Consider the following 23,392-nt stretch of genomic DNA (forward strand, 5'->3'; position numbering starts at 1 on the left):
TAACGTGCTTAAAAAACTTCTTGTATGCGGCGTGCTGTTGAGCACCGCTGCTGCACTGGCTCAATCTGCGCCTTCGGCCCAGGGCGGCAACGCCACCCTGTGGGTCGGCGGAGAGTTTTCTTCGTTTAATCCCGATTATTTTTCATCCCGCGTGGTCGGCCCCGGCGTCTTTGCCGATTTCAATCTCACTCCGAAGCTGGGCTTTGAGGGCGAAGCCCGTTTCATGAACTGGCATGGAGACTCCGGCGAAAAGGAAAGCAACTACCTGGGCGGCGTGAAGTACCGGCTCTATCGCTACAACAGGTTCTCGCTGCACGCCAAGTTCCTGCTCGGCGGCGACTGGATCACCTACCCGGAGCACATCGGCAACGGCAGCTATTTTGCCTTCACGCCCGGTGGATTCGTCGACTATCGCGTGAACAGGCATTGGGCCGTCCGCGGCGATTATGAGTACCACTTTCTACCCGCCGCTCCGGGCCTGGATGACGGCAACCCCAGCCACGGGATGACGCCGAATGGATTCAGCATCGGTGTGGCGTATCGCCTGCTCGGCGCACGGTAACGCCTCCCGGGCGGCCCGTTTGGAGTTTCACTGTGGCACGTTTTCCAGCCCTGCCATCGGGAATCTGTACTCTTCTACAGGTTCCCGGCCAAACGCCATCATGGCGGTTTGCGTCTTATTTCCAGAGCGTGTTATTTCCACCGCCGCAGGTGCCATCTGCCCCGCAGATTCCTGTGGGGCAGATGTGAAAACGCCAAATATAGGACCGGAGTGCATTCTCACGTGCTAAGAAAAGCTCTTGTATGTGGCGTTCTCCTCAGTTCAACCGCCTTTGCCCAGGTCGCGCCTTCTTCTCAGGGGGGCAACGCCAGCCTTTGGGTCGGAGGAGAGTTCTCCAGCTTCAACCCAGACTACGATCCGCAGTCCCGCGTCGTCGGCCCCGGCCTCTTCTTCGACTACAACCTCAACCAGAAGCTGGGAATCGAAGGCGAAGCCCGCTTTATGGACTGGAATGGCAACGGCGGCGAGACACAGAAGAATTACCTCGGCGGCGTAAAGTACCGCCTCTACCGCTACCGCCGCTTCTCCTTCGACGCGAAGTTCCTGCTGGGTGGCGACTGGATCAACTATCCGCTTCACATCGGCACGGGCAGCTACTTTACCTACGCTCCGGGCGGCTTTGTCGATTACCGCGTCAACCGCCACTGGGCCGTGCGCGGCGACTACGAGTACCACATCCTGCCTTCGGCTCCGGGCTTTCCCGGCCAGGCAAGTAACGGCCTCTCGCCGAACGGCTTCAGCATCGGCGTCTCCTACCGTCTGCTCGGAGCCCGCTAGCCTCTCATGACAAGCAAAAGCCGCCGGACTGGCCGGCGGCTTGGGTTGCTGGATCGGGCTTCGTTTAGAAGTGGTACGCGATACCGATCGTGGGCTGGAAGATGTTGTAGTAGCGGCCGGTCTTCAGATTCTCCAGTCCGAAGGTCGGGGTCTTCATCACCAGGCCACGATACTCGGTACGGATGTCGAAGCTGGGGCTGATCTCATACGCCACACCTGCGCCATAGATGCCGCCGATGTTCGTGTTCTTGCTGAGACCCTGGAGCGTCGTGGTCGAATTATCAATCGGCCCAAAGATGAAGCCGGCAGCGCCGCCTTCCAGGAACGGATTGAAGTTCCGGTAGTTGAAGCTGTAGACGTACGCGCCCGAAACTTCCTGAAACCGGCTGTCGATCATGATGTTGTTCGTCGGGTTCGTGAAGTGCAGAACTTCCTGGCCATACTGGTAATTCAGCTCGAGGCCGCTGCGCGGGGTGAGCAGGTAGCGGTAGCTGATCAGAGCTCCGTAGCCGGTGTTTGCATGCATCAGTACAGAGTTACCGGCGATGTAGGGAGGAATCAGGGCCGTGCCGCTTACGCTGATGTCCTGGCGGCTCTCCTGGGCAAAGCACGCTGCCGCCATCAGCGGAAGCAGCAACAACATCAACAGACGTTTCTTCATTCGTTCGTGAACCTCGGACCCGCGGCTGCGGGCCTATGCCTCTGCGGCTGGTGATAAAGATATGTGGCGCCGCGAATGTCCCCGGTCCACTCTGGCCATTGTACCTGTCCATCCGGCTTTCGACAGCAGGATGGAAGGCCTTTCCCAATCAAACTCATGCATTGGACTTCACGACCCCGCCGGGCGGTAGCAAAAAGGTGCGCCGCGTTCTTCCGCAACGGCCTCCAGGACCTTCAAAAAAGCCTGGGCCGCGTAGGAAAGACTCCCCTGCCGCCGCCTGGCCAGCAGCAGCTGCCGCTCGATCTTGAGCTCGGGCACGGCTACCTGCACCAGCTCCCCTCGCGCCAGCTCCTGTTGCACGGTGAGCCCCGGCACCAGAGCCACCCCGTTCCCCATGGCCACGAAACGCTTGATCGCCTCGAGGCTGGGCAGCTCGACATACATATTGAGCGGGGTCTGGTGCTGCTCGAACAGGGCGATGACCCGCCGCCGCAGTGGTGAAACCACGTTGTGCGCGATGAAACTCTCCGCCCCCAGCTGCCGGATGCTGACTTCCTTCTCCCGCGCCAGCGGATGGCGGGGGTTTACCACGAAGACTACCGAGTCTGTGTAGACACTCACCGCCTCGATCGCGGCATCCTGGGGCGCGAAGGTCACCACTCCCAGCTCCACGGAGCGGTCCATCAGCTGGTCGGGAATACGGCTGGCCAGCGCCCGCTCCACCATGACGCTCACGTGCGGGCAGAGCCGCCGGAATTCGTCCAGCACCGGCAGCAGGTAGAGGCAGGTGTATTCATTGGCCGCGATATGCAGCCGGCCCCGTTCGAGCGACCGCAGCTGCTCGAGAGCGCTGGTGGCCTCCCTGCGGAGCCCCAGCAGACGCTCCGCATAGTTCCGCAACAGCTCACCGGAGGCGGTCAGCGTGCCTTCGCGCGAGCTACGCTCGAAGAGCGGCTCGCCGATTTCGTCCTCCAGCTTCCGGATCGCCAGGCTTACCGCTGGCTGGGTGCGGTGCAGCCGGCTCGCGGCGCGGGAAAACCCGCGTTCTTCGACCACGGCAAGAAAGGTTTCAAGCTGCGAAAGGTCCATAAATAAAATCTTTACCCTAGAGCGAGATCGCCAGCAGTATTAATGACATTTATCAATTCAGTAGAAATTATAAATTTGAATAATACAGTCTGGTTTGGCAGAATCAAGATCAAGGCAGGCGATCATGTCGAAACTCCCCGATACCGTACATTTCTTCGATACAACGCTGCGCGATGGCGAGCAATCGCCGGGCTGCAGCATGACTCAACCGGAAAAGCTCGAGATGGCTCGCGGCCTCGCCGACCTGGGTGTGGATATCCTCGAGGCCGGCTTCGCCATCGCCTCCGATGGCGACTTTGAAGCCATCACCGCTATCGCCCGCGAGATTCGCGGACCGGTGATCTGCTCGCTTGCCCGCGCCAAGGCCGAGGACATCGAGCGCGCCGCCCGTTCGCTTGAGTATGCCGAGCGCAAGCGGATCCACGTCTTTCTGGCCAGCTCCGACCTGCACCTTCAGTACAAGCTCAAGATGACGCGCGAGCAGGCGCTCGAGCGCGCGGCGGCGTCCGTGAAGCAAGCGGTGCAATATGCCGATGAGGTGGAGTTCTCGCCGGAAGACGCCTTCCGCAGCGATCGCGATTTCCTGTGCACGATGGTCGGCGTGGCGATCGAAGCCGGCGCGACCATCATCAACATGCCCGACACCGTTGGCTACGGCACGCCGTCTGAGTATCGCCAGATGTTCGAAGATGTGCGCGCGCGCGTTCCCGGATCCGACAAGGTCATTTTCTCGACACACTGCCACGACGATCTGGGTATGGCCGTCGCCAACTCGCTGGCTGCGATTGAAGGCGGAGCGCGCCAGGTGGAATGCACCATCAACGGCATCGGCGAACGTGCCGGCAACTCGGCTCTCGAAGAAGTGGCCGCGGCGCTGTATGTCCGAGCCGACCATTACGGTGTGACCAACAACATCAAGATGGATCACCTGTGGGGCGTGAGCCAGTTGCTCTCGAAGATCATCAGCTTCGGTCCTGCGCCGAACAAGGCGATCGTCGGTGCCAACGCCTTCGCGCACGAGTCGGGCATCCACCAGCACGGCATGCTCTCGAACCCGCTGACCTACGAAATCATGACCCCGGCTTCTGTCGGCGCGCCGGTTAATCGCCTGGTGCTGGGTAAGCACTCGGGACGCCACGCCCTGCGCGCGCGGCTCATTGAGCTCGGTTACAAGCTCTCGCCGGAAGACCTCGAAGTCGCCTATCGCGCCTTTACCGAGGTTGCCGACCGCAAGAAGAACATCTACGACCAGGACCTCATCAATCTGGTCGCGCACCACGAGCGGCATCAGGACCTGATCGCCGAAGAGCCCGCGGCCCACTAAAGCCGCGGAGTTCCGCCTCATAACCTTCGGCTCTGCCGAACGACACGATTCCGAAAGAACGACTCTGGAGAAGACGATGAAGTTGAAGGTGCTGGTAGTTGCCGGCGATGGCATTGGTCCCGAAGTTACCGCTGAAGCAGTACGCATCCTCCGCTCGGTAGCTGAGCTCGGCGGCCACGATTTCGAGTTCCGCGAAGCCGTCATCGGCGGCGCGGCCATCAAGGCACACGGCACCCCGCTGCCCGAATCCACGCTGGAAGCGGCTCTCGAGAGCGATGCGGTCCTGCTCGGCGCAGTCGGCAGCAACGAATTCAACGCGCTTCCCCCGGATAAGCGTCCCGAGGCCGGCCTGTTGCAGATTCGCCAGGCGCTGGGCGGCTACGGCAACCTGCGCCCCGCCTTTGCCTGGCCCTCGCTCGCGGTGAACTCGCCGCTGAAGCCGGAAGTCACCGACGGCGCGGACATCATCTTTGTGCGCGAGCTTCTCGGCGGCCTCTACTTCGGCCAGCCCCGTGAGTGGAATCGCGAGACCAATTCGGCCTACAACACCATGCGCTACACGCGGGATGAGATCGTCCGCGTCGCTCGCGTCGCCTTTGAGCTGGCCGGATCGCGCCGCCAGAAGGTCACCTCGGTCGATAAGGCCAATGTGCTCGAGACCTCGCAGCTGTGGCGCGCGACGGTGACCGAAGTCGCCAAGGATTACCCCGGCATCGCGCTCGACCATCAGTATGTCGATTCCTTCGCGATGCACCTGATGAACATCCCGCGCAACTTCGACGTTGTGCTGACCGAAAACCTCTTCGGCGACATTCTCTCCGACGAAGCCGCGGTCATCACCGGCTCGCTCGGCATGCTGCCTTCGGCCACTGTCGGCGGCAAGGTGAACCTCTATGAGCCGGTCCACGGCTCGGCTCCGGACATCGCAGGCAAGGGCCTCGCCAATCCTCTTGGCGCGATCCTGACCGGCGCGATGCTGCTGCGCCACTCCGCGGGACTCGATCAGGACGCGCAGGCCATTGAGACTGCGGTCCGCAAGGTGCTCGAAGCCGGTTATCGCACCGCCGACCTCGTCCGTGGCGAGAGCAAGCAGAAGCTCACGACGCAGGAGATGGGCCAGAAGGTCTTCGAGGCGCTGAACGAGATCATCGACCGCAGCCAGGCCCTGCACGCTGTCTAGGGACTTACCGGGACTGGCCGTCCAGGCACACGCGCCTTCGGCGCAGAAGCAAGTTTTGTAGCAGTTGGAGTTACAGATTATGTCGACACCGAAAACACTCTTCGAGAAGGTCTGGGAGCAGCACCTGGTGGCTGAGCCGGCGAACGAGCCGGCGATCCTCTACATCGACCTGCATCTCGTACATGAAGTGACCTCGCCGCAGGCCTTTGAGGGCCTGCGCATCGCGGGCCGCAAGCTGCGCCGCCCGGACCGCACCGTGGCCACCGTCGATCACAATGTGCCCACCACGGCGAATCGCCTCATCATCGAGGACGCCATCGCCGCCAAGCAGATCGACACGCTGCGCAAGAACTGCGCCGACTTCGGCGTGGAGCTTTACGATGTGCAGTCGCCCAAGCAGGGCATCGTGCACGTCATCGGACCGGAACAGGGCTTCACCAAGCCGGGCATGACGATCGTCTGCGGCGACTCGCATACGTCGACGCACGGCGCATTCGGAGCGCTGGCTTTCGGCATCGGTACCTCCGAGGTCGAGCACGTGATGGCCACGCAGACCCTGCCGCAGAATAAGGCCAAGACCTTCCGCATCTCCGTCGAGGGCGAACTGCCGGAGGGCGTTGGCGCGAAGGATGTGGCACTCGGCATCATCGGCCGTATCGGCACTGATGGCGCGACAGGCTATGTGCTCGAATTCGCCGGCTCGGCTATCCGCTCGCTGAGCATGGAAGGCCGCATGACGCTGTGCAACATGAGCATTGAAGCGGGCGCACGCGCCGGCATGATCGCTCCCGATGAGACGACCTTTGCATACCTGAAGGGCCGGCCTTATGCGCCGCAGGGCGAAGCGTGGGAGAAGTCGGTCTCAACGTGGAAGCAGCTGGCCACCGATCCCGGCGCGAAGTTCGACCGCGAACTGGTAATCCCTGCGATCGAGCTTGCTCCTTACGTGACCTGGGGCACGAGCCCGGGCATGGTGATATCTGTAACCGAGACGGTGCCAGATCCGGCCAATGCGCAGTCCGATGCGGACCGCAAGGGCTTTGAGCGCGCGCTCGAGTACATGGCTCTCAAGCCTGGCACGCCGATCGAAGAGGTCACCATCGATCGCGTATTTATCGGCTCCTGCACCAACTCCCGCATTGAAGATCTGCGCGCAGCCGCCAAGGTTGTTGCCGGACATCATGTGAATGCTCACGTGAGCGCGATGGTCGTCCCCGGTTCGCAGCAGGTGAAGACGCAGGCCGAGCAGGAAGGCCTCGACGCAATCTTCCGCGAAGCAGGCTTTGAGTGGCGCGAACCTGGCTGCTCCATGTGCCTGGGCATGAATCCCGACACGCTGAAGCCCGGCGAACGCTGCGCCTCGACGAGCAACCGCAATTTTGAAGGCCGCCAGGGTGCGGGCAGCCGCACGCATCTCGTCAGCCCCATGATGGCCGCGGCAGCCGCCATTACCGGACACTTTACCGACGTCAGGACATGGGAATTCCGCAAGACGGAGGTACTGGTCTAAATGAAGGCATTTCGCACGCTTACCTCGAAGGTAGTTCCGCTCGACCGCATCAACGTCGATACGGACCAGATCATTCCCAAGCAGTTTCTCAAGCGCATTGAGCGCACCGGCTACGGCGACTTTCTCTTCTTCGACTGGCGCAAGGACGCGAACTTCGAGCTGAACCAGCCGCGCTACCAAGGCGGAGAGATTCTGGTCGCCGGCAAGAACTTCGGCTGCGGCTCGTCGCGCGAACACGCGGCTTGGGCTCTGGGTGATTACGGCTTCCGCTGCGTGATCTCCTCTACCTTCGCCGATATCTTCCACTCGAACGCCGGCAAAAACGGCATCCTGCTCATCACACTGCCCGAAGAGCAGGTGCAACTGCTGCTGGATCGCGCTGCGAAAAACGAAGGCTACACGCTGACGGTCTCCCTCGAAGAGAACACCATCCAGGACGATCAGGGCTTCTCGGCCAGCTTCGCCATCGATGCTTTCCGCCGCTACTGCCTACTGGAAGGCCTCGATGACATCGGCCTCACGCTGCGTCACACGGATGCACTCGACAAGTTCGAAGTCGAGCATGACGCCGACGTCTGGACCGCAGTGCGGCCCGTCGTCGCACAGTAATAGAAGTCACATCGCGGGGCCACGAGACATAGGCCCCGCAGCAGTTCTCCGCAACACAGGAAACAGGTACCGCAGCACAGGACTCTGTGAAGTCCAAGGAGCATGAGATGAGCGAAGCGAAAATCGCAGGTACGCGCTTAACCGGCGCCGAGATTGTGTGGGCCACCCTCGAAGGTGAGGGCGTCCGCGAGGTCTTCGGCTATCCCGGCGGAGCCATCCTGCCCGTCTACGACGCGCTGCGCAAGTTCCCTATCCGCCACATTCTCGTTCGCCACGAACAGGGCGCCGCGCACATGGCTGACGGCTTCGCGCGCGCCTCTGGCAAGATCGGCGTGGCCATCGCCACCTCCGGCCCCGGCGCGACGAACCTCGTCACCGGCATTGCCACCGCCATGCTCGACTCCGTGCCGATGCTCTGTATCACCGGCCAGGTCGGCAGCAAGGCGCTCGGCACCGATGCCTTCCAGGAAGTCGACATCACCGGTATCACGCTGCCTGTCACCAAGCACAACTACCTGGTGACGCGCGCCGAGGATATTGCTTCGACCCTGCGTGAGGCGATCCAGGTGGCGCTTTCCGGCCGTCCCGGCCCGGTGCTCGTCGATATCACCAAGGACGCGCAGCAGAACACCGCGGACTTCGACTTCGCCGCAGCTGCGCCCAAGGCCTATCGCCCACACCCCATGCTCCGCTCGGACAATGAGTCGGTCGTGCAGGCCGTAGAGCTGCTTCGCAATGCGAAACGCCCCATCATCCTCGCAGGCCATGGCATCATCCAGTCGGGTGCACGCGAACAGGTGCTTGCCCTCGCAGAACGGCTGCAGATTCCCATTGCCACGACCCTGCTCGGACTCGGCGGCGTACCCGCGACGCATCCGCTGCAGCTCGGCATGATGGGCATGCACGGTGAGGCGTGGGTCAACAACGCTATCCAATCGTCGGACCTGCTCATCGCCTGCGGCATGCGCTTCGACGATCGCGTGACCGGCACGCTGGCCACCTATGCGCCGGATGCGAAGAAGATTCACATCGAGATCGACCCGGCCGAGATCAACAAGAACGTGAAGGTCGATGTCGCGCTCATCGGCGATCTCGCCGAGATGCTCGACATCCTGCTCCCGCACCTGTCCCCTGTCAGCGGTGAGTCCGCATGGGTGCGCGAGGTGAATGCGATGAAGGGCGAGGACGCGGTACGCGACATCCAGAATCTGCCCGACACTGGCCATCTCTACGCGGCGCACGTGATGCACGACCTTTGGCACGCCACCGGCGGTCACGCGGTCGTGGCCACGGACGTAGGCCAGCACCAGATGTGGGAAGCGCAGTATTACAAGCACGAAGATCCGCGCTCGCTCATCACCTCGGGCGGCCTCGGCACCATGGGCTTCGCGCTGCCTGCGGGCATCGGCGCCAAGTTCGGCGCGCCGGAGAAGGAAGTGTGGGTCATCGCCGGCGACGGCGGCTTCCAGATGACCGCCTGCGAGCTCTCGACCATCGCGCAGGAGAACGTGGACATCAACATCGCCGTGGTCAACAACGGCTTCCTCGGCATGGTGCGCCAGTGGCAGGAGTTCTTCTATGAGAAGAACTACCAGTCCTCGCCGATCCTCAGCCCGGACTTTGTAAAGCTGGCCGAGGCGCACGGCATCCCCGGCATCACCGTCCGCACGCGCGCGGAAGTCGCACCCGCGGTCGAGGCCGCACGCAAGCACAAGGGCCCGTTCCTGGTGCACTTCCACGTCGAGAAGGAAGACTCGGTTTACCCGATGATCCCGGCGGGCTCGGCCCTGCACGAGATGATCCGCAGACCGGACAACAATCCGCTGATCGAGACCGCACAGGACATCTAGCTGAATCTGTAACCGCGACCGCAACAGAAGCACAGACACAGGAAAGATTTGCCACCGTATGCTGCACACATTTGTCGCACTCGTTGAAGACAAGCCCGGCGTGCTCACCCGCGTCGCCTCGCTCTTCCGCAGGCTCAACGTGAACATCGTCTCGCTCACCGTCGGCCGCTCGGAGAAGTCCGGCGTCTCGCGCATGACGATCGTCTCGGAAGCCTCGCCCACGGCCGGCCACCGCATCATGGCCAGCCTTTACAAGCTTGAGAACGTCATCGAAGTCGATGACGTCAGCCAGTCGCCCTCGGTCTCCCGCGAACTCGCGCTCATCAAGGTCGCGGCCACGCCCAAGACCCGCTCGCACATCTTCGAACTGGTCGAGGTTTTCCGTGCGCGCATCGTCGACCTCGCTCCCGAATCGCTGATGATCGAGATCACCGGCGTGGAGAGCAAGATCGAAGGGCTCGTCCAGGTTCTCAACGAGAGCGAAGACCGCATTCTCGAAATCTCCCGCACCGGCCGCATGACTATGCGCCGCGGCCAGCACACCAGCCGCGTCCTCGATGCCATGCGCGTTCCCCGGCCAGAAGCCGAGGACGATGACGCGGTGCGCGACCTTGCCGAGGAAGAAACCGGGATTCCCCCGGTTATCTAAATCAAAAACGCAGCGGCGCCCTGAGCATGCGGCAGACACTATGCTGTAGACAGGGCGCGCCGACGCCCGAACAGGTTCATTCAAAACAGAAAAGGAAGCACCATGGCGAAGACTTATTACGATCAGGACGCGGACCTCTCCCTTATCCAGGGCAAGAAGGTCGCCATCATCGGTTACGGCTCGCAGGGCCACGCGCACGCCCTGAACCTCAAGGACTCCGGCGTCGAAGTTCACATCGGCCTGCCCGAGAGCAGCAAGTCCATCGAGAAGGCCAAGAAGGCCGGCCTCGAGGTCACCTCGATCGATGAGGCCGCCGAGTGGGCAGACGTCATCATGATCCTGACCCCGGACGAGACGCAGGGCAAGGTCTACGCCGACCACATCGCCAAGCACCTGAAGGCCGGCAAGGCCCTGGTTTTCGCGCACGGCTTCAACATCCGCTACGGCACCATCCAGCCCCCGGCTGACGTGGACGTCTTCCTCGCCGCACCGAAGGCCCCCGGCCATCGCGTGCGCGAGGTCTTCACCGAGGGCGGCGGCGTTCCGGGCCTCGTAGCCGTATATCAGGATGCGACCGGCCACGCGCTGAAGCTCGGCCTCTCCTATGCCAAGGGCATCGGCTGCACCCGTGCCGGCGTGCTTGAGACCACCTTCAAGGAAGAGACCGAGACCGATCTCTTCGGCGAGCAGGCTGTCCTCTGCGGCGGCACCGCTGCGCTGGTCAAGGCCGGCTTCAACACACTGGTCGAGGCTGGTTATCAGCCTGAGATCGCCTACTTCGAGTGCCTGCACGAGCTCAAGCTGATCGTCGACCTGATGTACCGCGGCGGCCTGGCCTACATGCGTCACTCCATCTCGAACACCGCCGAATATGGCGACTACACTGCCGGTCCGCAGATCGTGACCGATGAGACCCGCGCGGCGATGAAGAAGATCCTGAAGGACATCCAGGACGGCACCTTCGCCAAGAAGTTCATCGAAGAGAACAACACCGGCAAGAAGTGGTTCGACCAGATCCGTAAGGAAGAGGCCGGTGAACTGATCGAAGAAGTCGGCGGCAAGCTCCGCGCCGCCATGCCCTTCCTCGATCCGGTCAAGATCGAGAACGGCTCGCCCGTCAAGGCGTAGTCTTAACCCGAAGCAAGAATCGGCGGCCGCGCGCATCCCTGCCGCGGCCGCCGGTGTCTATCAGGACATGCACTTCTTTCAAAGGCAGGATATGACCCTCCCCCGTCGTTTCCTATCGCTTGCGGCCATTGCCGCCTTCGGTTCTCTTACCCCGACCGTATTGCATGCGCAGGCGAACTCCAAATGCCAGACGCAGCCGAAGACGCTGGCTGCCATGCGCGATTGCTACCGCCCTCTGCTGGTCTTCAGTCCTCGCGGCAGCGAAGCCGCTCTGCGGGACCAGGTAAAGATCCTCGACAACGATGCCGATGACATGATGGATCGCTTCGTCCTGCTCACGCCGGTGCTCGCGGATACTCACGGCTACCAGCCGCCGCTTGACGCGCCGCATGCGCAGCTCACCAGCGCGGAGAGCGCGACCGCCCGGCGCCGCTTCCACGTGCCTGATGGCACATTCCTCGTCCTGCTGCTGGGCGAAGATGGCTCGGTAAAGCTACGCAGCACCGCCCCCGTCTCCACCGATCGTCTGAACGCGCTCATCGATACCATGCCCACGCGCAAAATCGAAAGCCAGCGAAAAGACGCTTATTAGAATCTGCTGAATATTGGGTTGTGGAGAGATTCACAACCTGGGATTGCCCTCGTTGTACCATCAAGGAGAGGCTTTTTATGACCACCGCCAGTTCCACATCTACGATGGATCGGGCTGCTGCTTCTTCTCCTCGCTCCCCTATCCCACAGATCGTGGAAGCACTCAAACGTGTGACTCCCCTCCAGGGACTCGAGGAATCGGAATACGTCTGGCTCGCCACGCACGGGCTCGAACGCTGCATTACCGGTGGAACGACGATTTTCCACGAAGGCGATGCGGCTGAAGCCATGAGCATTGTGCTGCGCGGCGAGGTCCACGTCCGCCGCGAGCGCGGCGGTCCCGCGGCGCTGTTCATCGGCCGCTCCGGACAGATCACCGGCCTGCTGCCCTTCTCGCGCATGAAGACCTACGGCGGCCATGGTTACGCGGTCGGCGACGTCTGGGCGCTCGAATATCCCCGCTCCATGTTCCCGGCCATGATGCAGGCTGTGCCTTCCATGACGCAGCGCTGCGTGTCGGTGCTGCTGGATCGCGTCCGCGAAGTCACGCGCCTGGAACAGCAGACGGAGAAGCTCACCGCGCTCGGCAAGCTGGCCGCGAATCTCGCCCACGAGATGAACAATCCGGCCTCGGCCGCGCAGCGCAGCGCCTCCGGCCTGCTCGATGAACTGCGCGTCTACGGCCACGAAAAGTATCGCCTGGGGAGTCTTTGTCTCGATAACGGACACATGGATGAGGTCGGCAAATGGCAGGATGCGATTCGCCGGCAATCCCGCGCCGGGCGGCCCGACGACTTCAACCAGATCCAGCGCGAAGACGAGGTCCAGACCTGGCTCAGCAACCACAAGGTGGAGCAAGGCTGGAAGATTGCGCCTGAGCTTGCCGAACTTGGCGTGACCGCCGCGCAGCTTGAACCGCTCGGCGCCTTCCTGAATGCAGAAGCGCTATCCGTGGTTCTCGGCCAGTTCACCTCGTCGATCCGCGCTGAGCGTATCGCCGAAGCCATGCTCGACTCTACCGCCCGCATCTTCGACCTGATCCGCGCCATCAAGGATTACTCCTACATGGACCAGGCGCCGATCCAGGAGGTCGATGTCCGGCAGGCTCTGGAAAATACGCTGACGATGCTGCAGTCCCGCCTGGCGCACGTGGAAGTGGAGCGCCGCTATGCAGAGGAGCTGCCCTGCATCGCCGCATACGGCAGCGAGCTTAACCAGGTGTGGATGTCCCTGCTCGAGAATGCGCTCGACGCCATCGACGATCACGGCAAAATCAGCCTGGTGGTCGAGACCTCCGGCGACATGATGCTCATCGAAGTGTGGGATAACGGCATCGGCATCCCTCCGGAAAACCGCGATCGCATCTTCGAACCTTTCTTCACCACCAAGGCACCGGGACGCGGCCTCGGGCTCGGACTCGACACGGTGCAGCGCATCGTCCGCCGCCACCGCGGCTACGTTACGGTTGAATCGAAACCTGGGGCGACATGCTTCCAGATTCGTCTGCCGATCGAGCAGCTGCTGGCGTACTGAACCACAAGCCGCACCGAGCCCCAACCGGGTGCCCACGTTTCGCTTCTGAGACGTGGGATTCCCCCTCTTTGCATCCTCACTCTGCGCGCAGCGCCTCCACCGGATTCACACTCGCGGCTCGGCGCGCCGGGAGCCATGCTGCAACCGCCGCGGCTGCGGTCAGCGTGAGAGCGACGGCACTCAGCGTCCAGCCATCATGGGCCTGCACTCCGAAGAGGAAGCTGCTCACCAACTTGCCCGCAAACCAGGCCAGCACCAGGCCGAGCACCACGCCCGTCATCACGAGCACGCCGGCCTGCCGCATCACCAGCGACATCACATTGCTCCTGCTCGCGCCCAGAGCGAAACGCACGCCCATCTCGCGCGTGCGCTGGCTCACCACATAGGCAAGCAGTCCGTAGAGACCTGCCGCACACAACAGCAGCGCCGATCCCGCAAAAATTTCAAGCAGCCGAGCCGCTAGCATCTGACTGCCATAGGAATCTTCGACGATCTGGTTCATGGTCGTAATCTTCGACTCCGTCAGCTCTGGACTCGCCTGTTTGAGCACCGCACGCAGTTCCGGGATCATCGATGACGGATCTCGCTGCGTCCGCACGGCAAGATCCATCGTGATGCCTTCGAGCACCTGGTAGAACCCACTCTTAGTGGTCATCTGCGCGAGGTCCACCTCAATCTCCGGCACTGACGCCCCACCTACCGATGCCTGATGAAAATCGTCCAGCACGCCAACGATGGTCGCCTGCTTACTCTTGCTGCCGTTCAAACTGAAAATCCCCTTGCCAATAATCTTTCCGATGTCGGGATCCTGCTTCAGGAACGCGAGAGCAAAGGCGCGATTCACCACCATCACCGGATCGGACGCAGCCGTATCCTGCGCATTGAAGTAACGGCCACGCAGCATCTGGAAGCCATATACGCCCTGCATATCCGGACTGACGGCCTTGAATTTGGCCATAATCACATTGCTCTTATTTGCCGTCTTCGTGTCGTCCATATAGAGACCGAACTGCATATCGAAAGTTCTATCGAGCGGCACCACGGTCATGAGGCCCGCAGCCTGCACCCCGGGCAGGTGTTCGACCCGATCCAGCAGAGGTTCATATAGTTGGGTGGCAGCATCCACCTTGGCATAGCGATAGGTCGGCACATCGAGGCTTGTAACTAAGATGTGATCAGTACGGAAGCCCAGTGGGACATGCCGCAGCGCGTAGATCGTCCGCAGCAGCAGTCCGCATGCGGCCAGCAACGCGAGCGACATCGCAATTTCCGCAACCACCAGACCTCCGCGCAAACGCTGCTGGCCACGGCTGGTGCCTCCCTGCAAACCGCCCTGCCGCAACGCTGGCTCCATCGGCGCACGCACGGCAATCAGAGCAGGCCAAACCGAGGCTAAAACCGCCGAAAGCAGCGTGAGGCCGGCCAATGTAACCATCACGGTGACAGATGGAAGAGCCGGCACGGAGAGTGGCAGGCTCTGCTTGATGGCATGCTGAAAGACGCGCACAGCTGTCATCGCCAGGGCAGCCCCCAGCAATGAAGCTGCACTGCTCAGCACCAGCCCTTCGACAACCATCTGCTGCAGCAAACGTATGCGACTCGCGCCGAGAGCACCGCGCATCGCTATCTCCCGCTGACGCGCCGAGGCACGCACCAGCAGGAGATTCGTCGCGTTCACACAGGCGATAAGCCATAGCAGGGCCGCAGCCCCCAGCAGAGCCAGCAGCGCATGGCTCTTGTCTTTGTCCACGATGTCGGCAGAATAGCGCTCGATATGAATCTGCGTGATATGAACCTGCCAATTGTCCCTGGGCAACCCCTTGACCACCTGAGCATGAAGCACTTCGGTTTCCGCGATCGCCGAATCGATGGTCGCGCCTGGGCTCAGCCGCGCGACCGTCTGATACTGCGGACTGTCATTGTCGAAGACACGATCTTTCTCACCCAGCACGATCGGCGTCCATATCGCCGGTGAATCCGTTCTCTCGGGATAAGAAAATCCGCGTGGCATTACACCGACAACGACATAGCTCTGTCCGTTAATCCGCGCATATTTGCCGATCACATTCCGGTCGCCGTGGAAAACCGATTGCCAGGCTTGAAAACTGATTACCGCATCGTTGTCGCGATCGCTTTTTGCGAAGCTTTCCGGCGAAGAAGGCAATCCCGGCCCCATAATCGGCGCCACACCAAGCACCGAAAATAGATTTGCGCTCACTCCGTGCACGCTGACCTGGGTAGCCGCACCACTTGTCTCGATGAAGCTGCGGCCACCCACGCCATCAGAGAATCCAATCGACTCAAAGCTCTTTGCGCGCTGCCGCCATGCTGTGATCTCCGGATACAGCAGGCCGTACTGAATCTCTCCGCTGGCGCTGCGTACCGCTACCAGCCGTTCAGGATCTTTGTACGGCGACGATTGCAGCATCACGTGATCGACCACCGTGAACATGGCCGTGGCTGCGCCAATGCCTAAGGCCAGAGTGCCGATCACCGAGGCAGCAAAGCCCGGTGAACGCTTGATCTGGCGCAGCGCGTAGCGCATGTCCCGCAGAATCCGTTCGAAGCGCAGCCCTCCCCATGAAGCGCGGGTCGCCTCCTGCACCATCCCGACGTTCCCCAGCTCTCGCCGTGCATTTGTATCTGCATCGGTTACGTTCTCACCCGCGGCGCGGCGCTCTGCCGACGCCATGGCCAGATGCGACGCCAGTTCTTCTTCCAGATCCCGTTTCCGCTTCTCTCCACCGAACCAATTCATCGCTGCCGCCCTTTCGTTCCGCGCTATTCCGCCCGCAAAGCATCCACTGGATTTACGCCGGCCGCACGCCTCGCCGGGAGATACGCCGCAAACACACCGCAACTGAGGAGTGCCAAGATCACAGCCAGCAACGTCCAGCCATCGTGCGCCGACACCCCAAAGAGATAACTCCGCACCACACGGCCGGAGACAGAGACCAGCACCAATCCGAGTCCAAGGCCTGCAATGATCAGCACACCGGCCTGCCGCATCACCAGCCACATCACATCGCCGCGCTGCGCGCCGAGCGCGAAGCGCACGCCCATCTCGCGCGTGCGTTGACTCACTACGTAGGCCAGCAGTCCATAGAGGCCCGTTACGCAGAGCAGCAGCGCCGCGCCTGCAAAGATTTCGAGAAGCCGCGCTGCAAGCTGCTGGCTGCCGAAGGAGTCCTCGACGATCTGGTCCATGGTGACGATATTCGCGTCCCCCAGCTCCGGACTTGCTTCGCGCAGCAGACGGCGCAGCGTTGGAATCATCTCCTCCGGTGGCCGCTGCGTACGCACGGCGAGGTCCATCGCCATGCTTTCAAGTACGCCGTAATACCTTGTTTCGGGCGAAAGCTGAGGCAGGCATAACTCGATCTCCGGTTGCGGCGCCTCACCCACGGCTCGTTGGTGAAAGTCATCCACAATGCCGATGATCGTCGCCCTTCTGTCGGAGGATTTATCCGTATCATCTGGCTTCTTCATTGGAACGAGTGGTTTCCCGATCAGCTTTCCCAGGTCCTCTTCCTGGGGATCGAACTTTTGCGCGAATGCCTTATTTACTACCGCAACCGCCTGCGAACCTGCAGTATCACTCGCGTTAAAGTAACGCCCCTTATTAACCTCAAAGCCGAAGACCTTTTGCAGCCCTGGGCTCACTGCCTTGAACTGCGCCAGCAGAGTCCCCTGCCTGTCTCCGGTGTCCAAGCCAAACATAATTGTGAATGTGTGCCCTAGCGGTACCTGCGTGACCAGACCCGCCGCATCTACTCCCGGCACGTGCTCTACCTTCTCAAGCAAAGGTTCGAACACCTCTTTCGTCGCATTCATCTTCGTAAAGCGATACGTAGGAATTGCCATGTTCGCTACAAGAATGTGATCGGTGCGGAAGCCCAGCGGCACATGGCGAAGCGAGTACAGTGTCCGCAGCATTAGGCCGCAGCCCGCAAGCAGTGAGAGCGACATCGCAATCTCTGCAACGATAAGGCCACCACGCAACCGGTTCTGCCTGCGTGATGTTCCTCCCTGCTGTCCGCCCTGCCGCAGTACCGCTTCAATCGGCACATACGAGGCCATCACCGCAGGCCACAAGGACGACACGATCGCCGAGAGAAACGTAAGCCCAATAACAACCAGCAGCACCTGCAGATTCGGCATGGCCGGTGTCGTGAACGGCCGATGCGACACCTCCCAGTTAGGATTGCTGAACTGCTGCCGCGCCACATATGGCATGTGTGAGAGCAGAACGATCATGCCCATCGCCAGAGCCGTTCCCAACCCCGCCGCGATGCCGCTCAGTAATGCGCCTTCTACCACCAGTTGCTGTATGAGCCCCTTGCGTCCGGCGCCCAGCGCTCCACGTACTGCAATCTCCCTTTGCCGCGCCGAAGCCCTCGCCAGGAGCAGGTTTGTCGCATTCACGCAGGCGATCAGCCACAGCAATCCAGCTGCTCCCATCAACGAGAGGAGGGCCTTGCTCATTTTTCCGTCAGTGGCTGTAGACGCCAGTGAGACGATCGAGATGTAGCGCCCGTTGTCCTCCAGATTTTTATCAGGGATGCCTTTCACAAGCTGCTCCTGGATCGTCTGCATCTCCGCCGCAACCACTGCACGGCTAACACCGTTTTTGAGACGCCCGACTGTTGTGAAATAAGCGGCATCGTAACTCTGCCCGAAGTCCTTCGAGGTGAGCGCAGCCGGCATCCAGAACTGCGCTGTCTCCGTGGGCTCAGGAAAGTAAAAGCCCTTCGGCATCACTCCCAGCACCGTGTAGGAGTGATCGTCCAGTTGAATAGTTTTGCCAATAACGCCGGAGTCTGCGTGAAATAAGGTGCGCCACGCTATGTCGTTCATCACCACAGTCTGCGCATTTCCGCTTTGGCCTGCGATGTCCGGCCCATTCACAAGTCCCGGTCCGATTTGCGGAGCAATACCCAGCGTAGAAAACAGGTTTCCACTCACCGTCGTGATCTTGACCAGCGTCGCTGCATGCGCCTGTAAATAATGATGCTGCCGTGTGTCGGCATAGAACGCGATCTGCTCGAAGCTCTTCGAACGCTCACACCAGGCTGCAATATCCGGATACGGCTCCACGGATCGCACACCAGGATTGGGCGCCGCACCGATCTCCACCAACCTGCCTGCGTCCTTATACGGCAACGGCTGCAGCATCACATGGTCGACTACCGTGAACATCGCCGTCGCTGCGCCAATGCCCAACGCAAGCGTTCCAACCACCGATGTCGCGAAACCCGGCGAGCGCCGCATCTGCCGCAGCGCGTAACGCACATCCTGCGCGAGCCGCTCGAACCAGATCCATCCCCATGCTGCACGCGTCGCTTCCTGCACGAGTGCAGCATTGCCCAGCTCACGTCGGGCATTTATATCCGATTCGGTTACATTCTCGCCCGCTGCGCGACGCTCCGCCGAGGCCATCGCCAGATGCGATGCCAGCTCGTCTTCCAATTCGCGCTTGCGCTTCTCGCCAAAGAACCAGGCCATCGCTGCGTCTCCCCGAACTCGTGAACGAATCAGCCTTCTGCTTCCGGCATCGCTCCCAGCACGCCTGCGATGGCCTGCACCATCGCTTCCCACTTCGAGCGGTCGCGCACCAGCTGCGCCTTACCGTCCTTTGTCAGCTCGTAGAACTTCGCCCGCTGATTCTGGTCGGTCACGCCCCACTTGCTCTTGATCCACTTCTGCTTTTCAAGCCGATGCAACGCCGGATAAAGCGAGCCTGTCTCTACCTGCAGCACCTCGCCCGAGCGTGCGCGGATGGCCTGACCGATGCCGTAGCCATGCTGCGCACCCCAGCGCAGTGTCTCGAGGATCAGCAGATCGAGCGTTCCCTGCAGCAGCTCGATGCGGTTCTGGTATTTTTCTTTCGGCATGATGTAGAGAATCTACACCCATGGACGTAGATCGTCTACATCCGTGAGCGGACAAAAGAAAAAGGGCGCACGCTGTGCGCCCTTTCTGACTGATTTTCTGCTTGCGGACTAGTAGCCGTTTGCGATCAGGTAGTCGACCGTCAGCTCGAAGGTCGGCGCCTTGGTCTTCTGCAGCGCGTGCTTAATGAGCACATCCGCTTCGAGATTCACCGGCGAGCCCGGCGTCAGCGTGTGCAGGTTCGTGGCCACGTAGGTATGAGGAATGATCGCCACGGAGACGGCCGTGCCATCCCAGCGTGCGATCGTCAGGCTGATGCCCTCGATCGCGATCGAGCCTTTTTCGACCATGTAGCCGCGCAGATGTTCCGGCACTTCAATCTCGAGCCACCAGTCGGTGTTCTCTGCGCCCGGCGTCAGAGGACGCAGCGTGCGCAGTATGCCCGTGCCATCGACATGCCCCTGGACCACATGGCCGCCGAGCGGCGAGCCTGCGGGCGTAGGCAGTTCGAGATTCACCGCAGCGCCTGCCTCCAGCGCAGTCAGCGAGGTACGTGCAATGGTTTCCGCCGCCAAGTCGGCATAGAACACCGGGGCGGCGATATCGAGCGCCGTGAGGCATACACCGCTCACTGCGATGCTGTCGCCTTCCTTCAGCCGCTCCGCCAGCACAGGCGCTTCGACAGCAATGCGCCGCGCGCCCTGCCGCTCCTCCACACCGAGAATCTTCCCGGTGGCCTCAATCAATCCAGTGAACATGTATTCAGTGTAATTCCCGCACGGTTTTGGGGGCTTCCACTGGCTGCCAGGGATCGCGCAGGCTCATCATCACGCAAACATCGGCTCCAAAGCGCTGGACCGAGGTATGTAAGGCATTCCATCGCAGATCGGAGTTCTGCGCCACCAACGGTACCGCCTTTTCGCCTAGAAGGACCGGGGCATAGAAGAGCACGGCCTTGTCTACCAGCTCCTCGCGCAGGAATGCACTGTTAAGCTGCCCTCCGCATTCGAGCAGAAGCGAGAGAACTCCGCGGCGCGCCAATGCCTGCAGGACCGCAGGCAGATCGAGGCGAACTCCACCGCCGGCCAGCACTTCCACCTCTACTCCCATTGCCTCCAGCGCCTTGCGGCGCTCATGGTTCGGCACTGTGCAAAAGACGAGCACATCGTTTTCGGCGGTCCGCACCAGCTTGGAATCGAGCGGCAGCCGCAGCCCGGAATCGAGCACCACACGCAGCAAAGGCTTACGCCGCGCAAGACCGCTGCGATCGGTAAGCATGGGGTCATCGGCGAGCACAGTGTGGATACCGGTCAGGATCGCGTCCGAGGCGTGACGCATGCGCTGCACCTCGGCGCGAGACTCCTCACCGGTCAGCATCACCGGCGCAGGCGGCCCGGCTGGACGCACGTTCGGCGCAGGAGCGATACGGCCGTCGAGCGAGACACCGGCCTTCAGCGTGACGAATGGAACCCCGCTCACGATGGAGCGCGCAAAGCCTTCGTTCAAAGCCCGCGCCTCGTCGACGCACACATTGTTCTCCACTGGAATGCCTGCCTTACGGATGCGCGCAATGCCCTGCCCGTTCACCTGAGGATTAGGGTCAGCGGTTGCGACGACAACGCGCGCCACTCCGGCGGCGATCAACGCATCGGCACAGGGGCCGGTACGGCCGGTGTGCGCGCAGGGCTCGAGCGTCACATAGGCCGTAGCTCCGCGAGCGGCTTCGCCGGCAACCTTGAGCGCAACGATCTCGGCATGGTCGCGGTGATCGTAGAAGTGAAAGCCTTCGCCGACGGACTGCCCATCCTTCACCAGCACACAGCCTACGCGGGGATTGGGCGAGGTCAGCCCAATGGATTGCCGCGCCAGTTCGAGCGCGCGCTGCATCCAGCGAACGTCCTCTGCATGACTCGGCCCCGAACCTGACACAGGATCGGGCACAGTTTGCGCGTTCTCGTTCACGGCAGTTCTTCCTTACCAGCTGCGGAGCGCATTGCCGGACAGCTATCCGAGCAGCGACTCCACAAATGCATCGCTGTCGAAAGGCAGCAGGTCGTCAATCTTTTCGCCCACGCCGATGTAGCGCACCGGCAGCTTCAGCTCGCGGGCAATCGCCACGGCAATGCCGCCCTTGGCGGTGCCATCGAGCTTAGTCAGCACGATACCCGTCACGCCGGCCGACTCGGTAAAGAGCCGCGCCTGTTGCAGGCCGTTCTGCCCGGTGGTCGCATCCAGAACCAGCAGCACTTCGTGGGGAGCATCGGAGATGAAGCGCTGCGTGATGCGACGCATCTTGTCGAGCTCATCCATCAGGCCGGCCTTGGTGTGCAGGCGCCCGGCGGTATCGACGATCAGGAAATCCTTCTTGCGCGCGGTCGCGGCTTGCAGTGCGTCGAAGAGCACCGCCGAGGGATCGCCACCCTGCTTCGAGCGGATCATCTCCACGCCCGAGCGCTGGCTCCAGACTTCAAGCTGTTCGATGGCCGCGGCGCGGAAGGTGTCGGCCGCGCACAGCAGAACGGATTTGCCCTGGCCGCGAAAGTACGCCGCCATCTTGCCGCTGGTGGTCGTCTTGCCGGTGCCGTTCACGCCCACCATCAGGATGACCTCAGGCGGATTGGCCACGGTGCGAGGAGGCCGCGCCTGTTCATCGAGAATGCCCTTGAGATGCTCCTTCAGTAGCCCACGCAGCTCTTCGCCGTCGCGGATCTGTTGCCGCTTGGCGCGCTCCCGCAGCGATTCGACGATTTCGGTGGCCACGTTCACCCCGATATCCGAGGCGATCAGCGACATCTCCAGCTCTTCCAGCGCCGCTTCGTCGACCGTCCGCGTCATCGAGAGCACGGTCTCGATGCGGTCCTCCAGGCTCTCGCGCGTACGCGAGACAGCCTGCTTCATACGGTCGAAAATACTCTTTTTTGGCGGCTCTTCCAGGCTGCCGAAGAGGGTTTGAATCATGCTTCCGGTATCCTCAGGGTCTTCTTCCGAGTGTACTACCGCAACGATTCCGGCTCGAGAAGGAGACTAGACGACCTCGGCCACGCGCCTGCGATTGCGGATGGAAATGACCGGGCGCAGGTTTCGCACCACGATCGTGCCGCGCTTTACCAGCGTGGCCAGCGCCTGCACGGCATCGGCGTCGTAGCGGCTGCCGGACATCCGGCCCAGCACCTGCAGCACGTAGCGTGAATCCATGGCGGCCTGGTACGGCCGCGAGGTGGTCATCGCGTCGAAGCTGTCGGCCACAGCGATGATTCGAGCCATGACGGGAATCTCGTCTCCGACAAGACCATACGGGTAGCCCGAGCCATCGAGCGCCTCATGATGCAGCTCCACGCCGGGTATCAGGTCGTTGAGCGCCTCAATCGGCCGCAGAATCGACGCGCCCTTCACGGTATGCGCCTTCACCATTTCGAACTCTTCGGGCGTCAGCGCGTTTTCCTTTGCCAGGATCGCGTCTTCGATGCCCACATTGCCGATGTCATGCAGCAGGGCGGCCAGCCGGATGCGCTCCACCTGCGCCGAATCGATCTTCAGCTCGCGCGCAATTTCGCCGGCATAGAACGCAACCCGCTCCGAGTGTCCGCGCATATGCGGAGCACGCTCGTCGACGGCGCAGGCCAGCATGGTGATCAGGTCCACGAGTGACGCGTAGTTGCGACGCGCCTCGTTCTGCCGCTCCTGGAAGCCATCCTGCAGCGCCTGCAGGGCGTTGTGCCAGGCCCTGGCCGTCTCCGCCAGAGGCGTGCCGCGGAGCACAGCCTCCTGGCGCTCGGCGAAATGCAGCGAACGCGAGTCGATGGACGCAGCCAGGTTGCGGGTCATGCGATTGAAACGCAAGGTCAGGTAGATGGCAATTGCCAGCGCGAAGGTGACCAGCAGGGTTGCCGGCAGCCAGACCGGCAGCGGCAAGCGGTGCGCAATGCGCTCAAGGAACAAAGCGCCCAGCGCAATTCCGCTGTACCGGCAGAAGATCACCAGAAACAGACGCCAGCGGAATGGATGTTCAGACTTCATCAAAGCAAACGAACCCGGGG

20 protein-coding genes are annotated in these 23,392 nt (G+C 61.7%); 11 read left to right on the forward strand and 9 right to left on the reverse strand.

The window, feature by feature from the left end:
- Positions 1–4: 4 nt before the first annotated feature.
- Positions 5–562 (forward strand): outer membrane beta-barrel protein, encoded by a 558-nt coding sequence (locus QM649_RS12645; RefSeq protein ID WP_415199408.1) that lies wholly within the window; start codon positions 5–7, stop codon positions 560–562.
- 222 nt (positions 563–784) lie between these two features.
- Positions 785–1,339 carry an outer membrane beta-barrel protein gene (locus QM649_RS12650; RefSeq protein WP_415199409.1) on the forward strand — a complete coding sequence of 185 codons (555 nt, stop codon included), beginning with the start codon at positions 785–787 and terminating at the stop codon, positions 1,337–1,339.
- 64 nt (positions 1,340–1,403) lie between these two features.
- Here the strand turns inward: QM649_RS12650 and QM649_RS12655 are convergent, their stop codons facing one another.
- Both QM649_RS12655 and QM649_RS12660 read right to left on the reverse strand, forming a co-directional pair.
- Positions 1,404–2,000 carry an outer membrane protein gene (locus tag QM649_RS12655; RefSeq protein WP_415199410.1) on the reverse strand — a complete coding sequence of 199 codons (597 nt, stop codon included), beginning with the start codon at positions 1,998–2,000 and terminating at the stop codon, positions 1,404–1,406.
- A gap of 168 nt (positions 2,001–2,168) precedes the next feature.
- Complete coding sequence (locus QM649_RS12660) at positions 2,169–3,089, reverse strand: LysR family transcriptional regulator (protein WP_415199411.1); 921 nt, start codon at positions 3,087–3,089, stop codon at positions 2,169–2,171.
- 124 nt (positions 3,090–3,213) lie between these two features.
- On the opposite strand from QM649_RS12660, the gene QM649_RS12665 reads away from it, so the two are divergent.
- The 9 genes from QM649_RS12665 to QM649_RS12705 all read left to right on the forward strand — a co-directional run bounded on the left by QM649_RS12665 (position 3,214) and on the right by QM649_RS12705 (position 13,463).
- Positions 3,214–4,413 carry a 2-isopropylmalate synthase gene (locus QM649_RS12665; protein ID WP_415199412.1) on the forward strand — a complete coding sequence of 400 codons (1,200 nt, stop codon included), beginning with the start codon at positions 3,214–3,216 and terminating at the stop codon, positions 4,411–4,413.
- Positions 4,414–4,489: 76 nt separating this feature from the next.
- Positions 4,490–5,593 carry a 3-isopropylmalate dehydrogenase gene (gene leuB, locus QM649_RS12670; protein ID WP_415199413.1) on the forward strand — a complete coding sequence of 368 codons (1,104 nt, stop codon included), beginning with the start codon at positions 4,490–4,492 and terminating at the stop codon, positions 5,591–5,593.
- 79 nt (positions 5,594–5,672) lie between these two features.
- Complete coding sequence (gene leuC, locus QM649_RS12675; protein ID WP_415199414.1) at positions 5,673–7,103, forward strand: 3-isopropylmalate dehydratase large subunit; 1,431 nt, start codon at positions 5,673–5,675, stop codon at positions 7,101–7,103.
- The gene (gene leuD, locus QM649_RS12680; RefSeq protein WP_415199415.1) at positions 7,104–7,712 is read left to right on the forward strand and encodes a 3-isopropylmalate dehydratase small subunit; all 609 of its coding nucleotides are present in this window, start codon (positions 7,104–7,106) and stop codon (positions 7,710–7,712) included.
- 107 nt (positions 7,713–7,819) lie between these two features.
- Positions 7,820–9,562 (forward strand): biosynthetic-type acetolactate synthase large subunit, encoded by a 1,743-nt coding sequence (gene ilvB / locus QM649_RS12685; protein WP_415199416.1) that lies wholly within the window; start codon positions 7,820–7,822, stop codon positions 9,560–9,562.
- A gap of 58 nt (positions 9,563–9,620) precedes the next feature.
- Positions 9,621–10,211: an acetolactate synthase small subunit gene (gene ilvN / locus QM649_RS12690; protein ID WP_415199417.1), complete on the forward strand. Its 591-nt coding sequence runs from the start codon at positions 9,621–9,623 to the stop codon at positions 10,209–10,211.
- A 102-nt stretch (positions 10,212–10,313) separates the two neighbouring features.
- Positions 10,314–11,339 carry a ketol-acid reductoisomerase gene (ilvC, locus tag QM649_RS12695; protein WP_415199418.1) on the forward strand — a complete coding sequence of 342 codons (1,026 nt, stop codon included), beginning with the start codon at positions 10,314–10,316 and terminating at the stop codon, positions 11,337–11,339.
- A 91-nt stretch (positions 11,340–11,430) separates the two neighbouring features.
- Complete coding sequence (locus QM649_RS12700) at positions 11,431–11,931, forward strand: DUF4174 domain-containing protein (protein WP_415199419.1); 501 nt, start codon at positions 11,431–11,433, stop codon at positions 11,929–11,931.
- A 77-nt stretch (positions 11,932–12,008) separates the two neighbouring features.
- A complete protein-coding gene (locus QM649_RS12705) occupies positions 12,009–13,463 on the forward strand; it encodes an ATP-binding protein (protein ID WP_415199420.1) in 1,455 nt (484 codons plus the stop codon).
- A gap of 76 nt (positions 13,464–13,539) precedes the next feature.
- On the opposite strand, the gene QM649_RS12710 is transcribed toward QM649_RS12705, so the two are convergent.
- The 7 genes from QM649_RS12710 to QM649_RS12740 all read right to left on the reverse strand — a co-directional run bounded on the left by QM649_RS12710 (position 13,540) and on the right by QM649_RS12740 (position 23,372).
- Positions 13,540–16,221, reverse strand: coding sequence for an ADOP family duplicated permease (locus tag QM649_RS12710; RefSeq protein ID WP_415199421.1), 2,682 nt, complete (start codon positions 16,219–16,221; stop codon positions 13,540–13,542).
- A gap of 23 nt (positions 16,222–16,244) precedes the next feature.
- A complete protein-coding gene (locus QM649_RS12715; protein ID WP_415199422.1) occupies positions 16,245–18,968 on the reverse strand; it encodes an ADOP family duplicated permease in 2,724 nt (907 codons plus the stop codon).
- Positions 18,969–18,997: 29 nt separating this feature from the next.
- Entirely contained in the window at positions 18,998–19,357 is a 360-nt protein-coding gene (locus QM649_RS12720) for a PadR family transcriptional regulator (RefSeq protein ID WP_415199423.1), read from the reverse strand.
- Positions 19,358–19,465: 108 nt separating this feature from the next.
- On the reverse strand, positions 19,466–20,113 hold the full coding sequence (locus QM649_RS12725; protein WP_415199424.1) for a riboflavin synthase: 648 nt from the start codon (positions 20,111–20,113) through the stop codon (positions 19,466–19,468).
- Positions 20,114–20,117: 4 nt separating this feature from the next.
- Positions 20,118–21,317 carry a bifunctional diaminohydroxyphosphoribosylaminopyrimidine deaminase/5-amino-6-(5-phosphoribosylamino)uracil reductase RibD gene (gene ribD, locus QM649_RS12730; RefSeq protein ID WP_415199425.1) on the reverse strand — a complete coding sequence of 400 codons (1,200 nt, stop codon included), beginning with the start codon at positions 21,315–21,317 and terminating at the stop codon, positions 20,118–20,120.
- Positions 21,318–21,359: 42 nt separating this feature from the next.
- Positions 21,360–22,313, reverse strand: coding sequence for a signal recognition particle-docking protein FtsY (gene ftsY, locus QM649_RS12735; protein ID WP_415199426.1), 954 nt, complete (start codon positions 22,311–22,313; stop codon positions 21,360–21,362).
- A 66-nt stretch (positions 22,314–22,379) separates the two neighbouring features.
- On the reverse strand, positions 22,380–23,372 hold the full coding sequence (locus QM649_RS12740) for an HD-GYP domain-containing protein (RefSeq protein ID WP_415199439.1): 993 nt from the start codon (positions 23,370–23,372) through the stop codon (positions 22,380–22,382).
- Positions 23,373–23,392: the final 20 nt, after the last annotated feature.

The sequence above is a fragment of the Silvibacterium sp. genome (assembly GCF_047605705.1).
Classification (GTDB): domain Bacteria; phylum Acidobacteriota; class Terriglobia; order Terriglobales; family Acidobacteriaceae; genus Silvibacterium.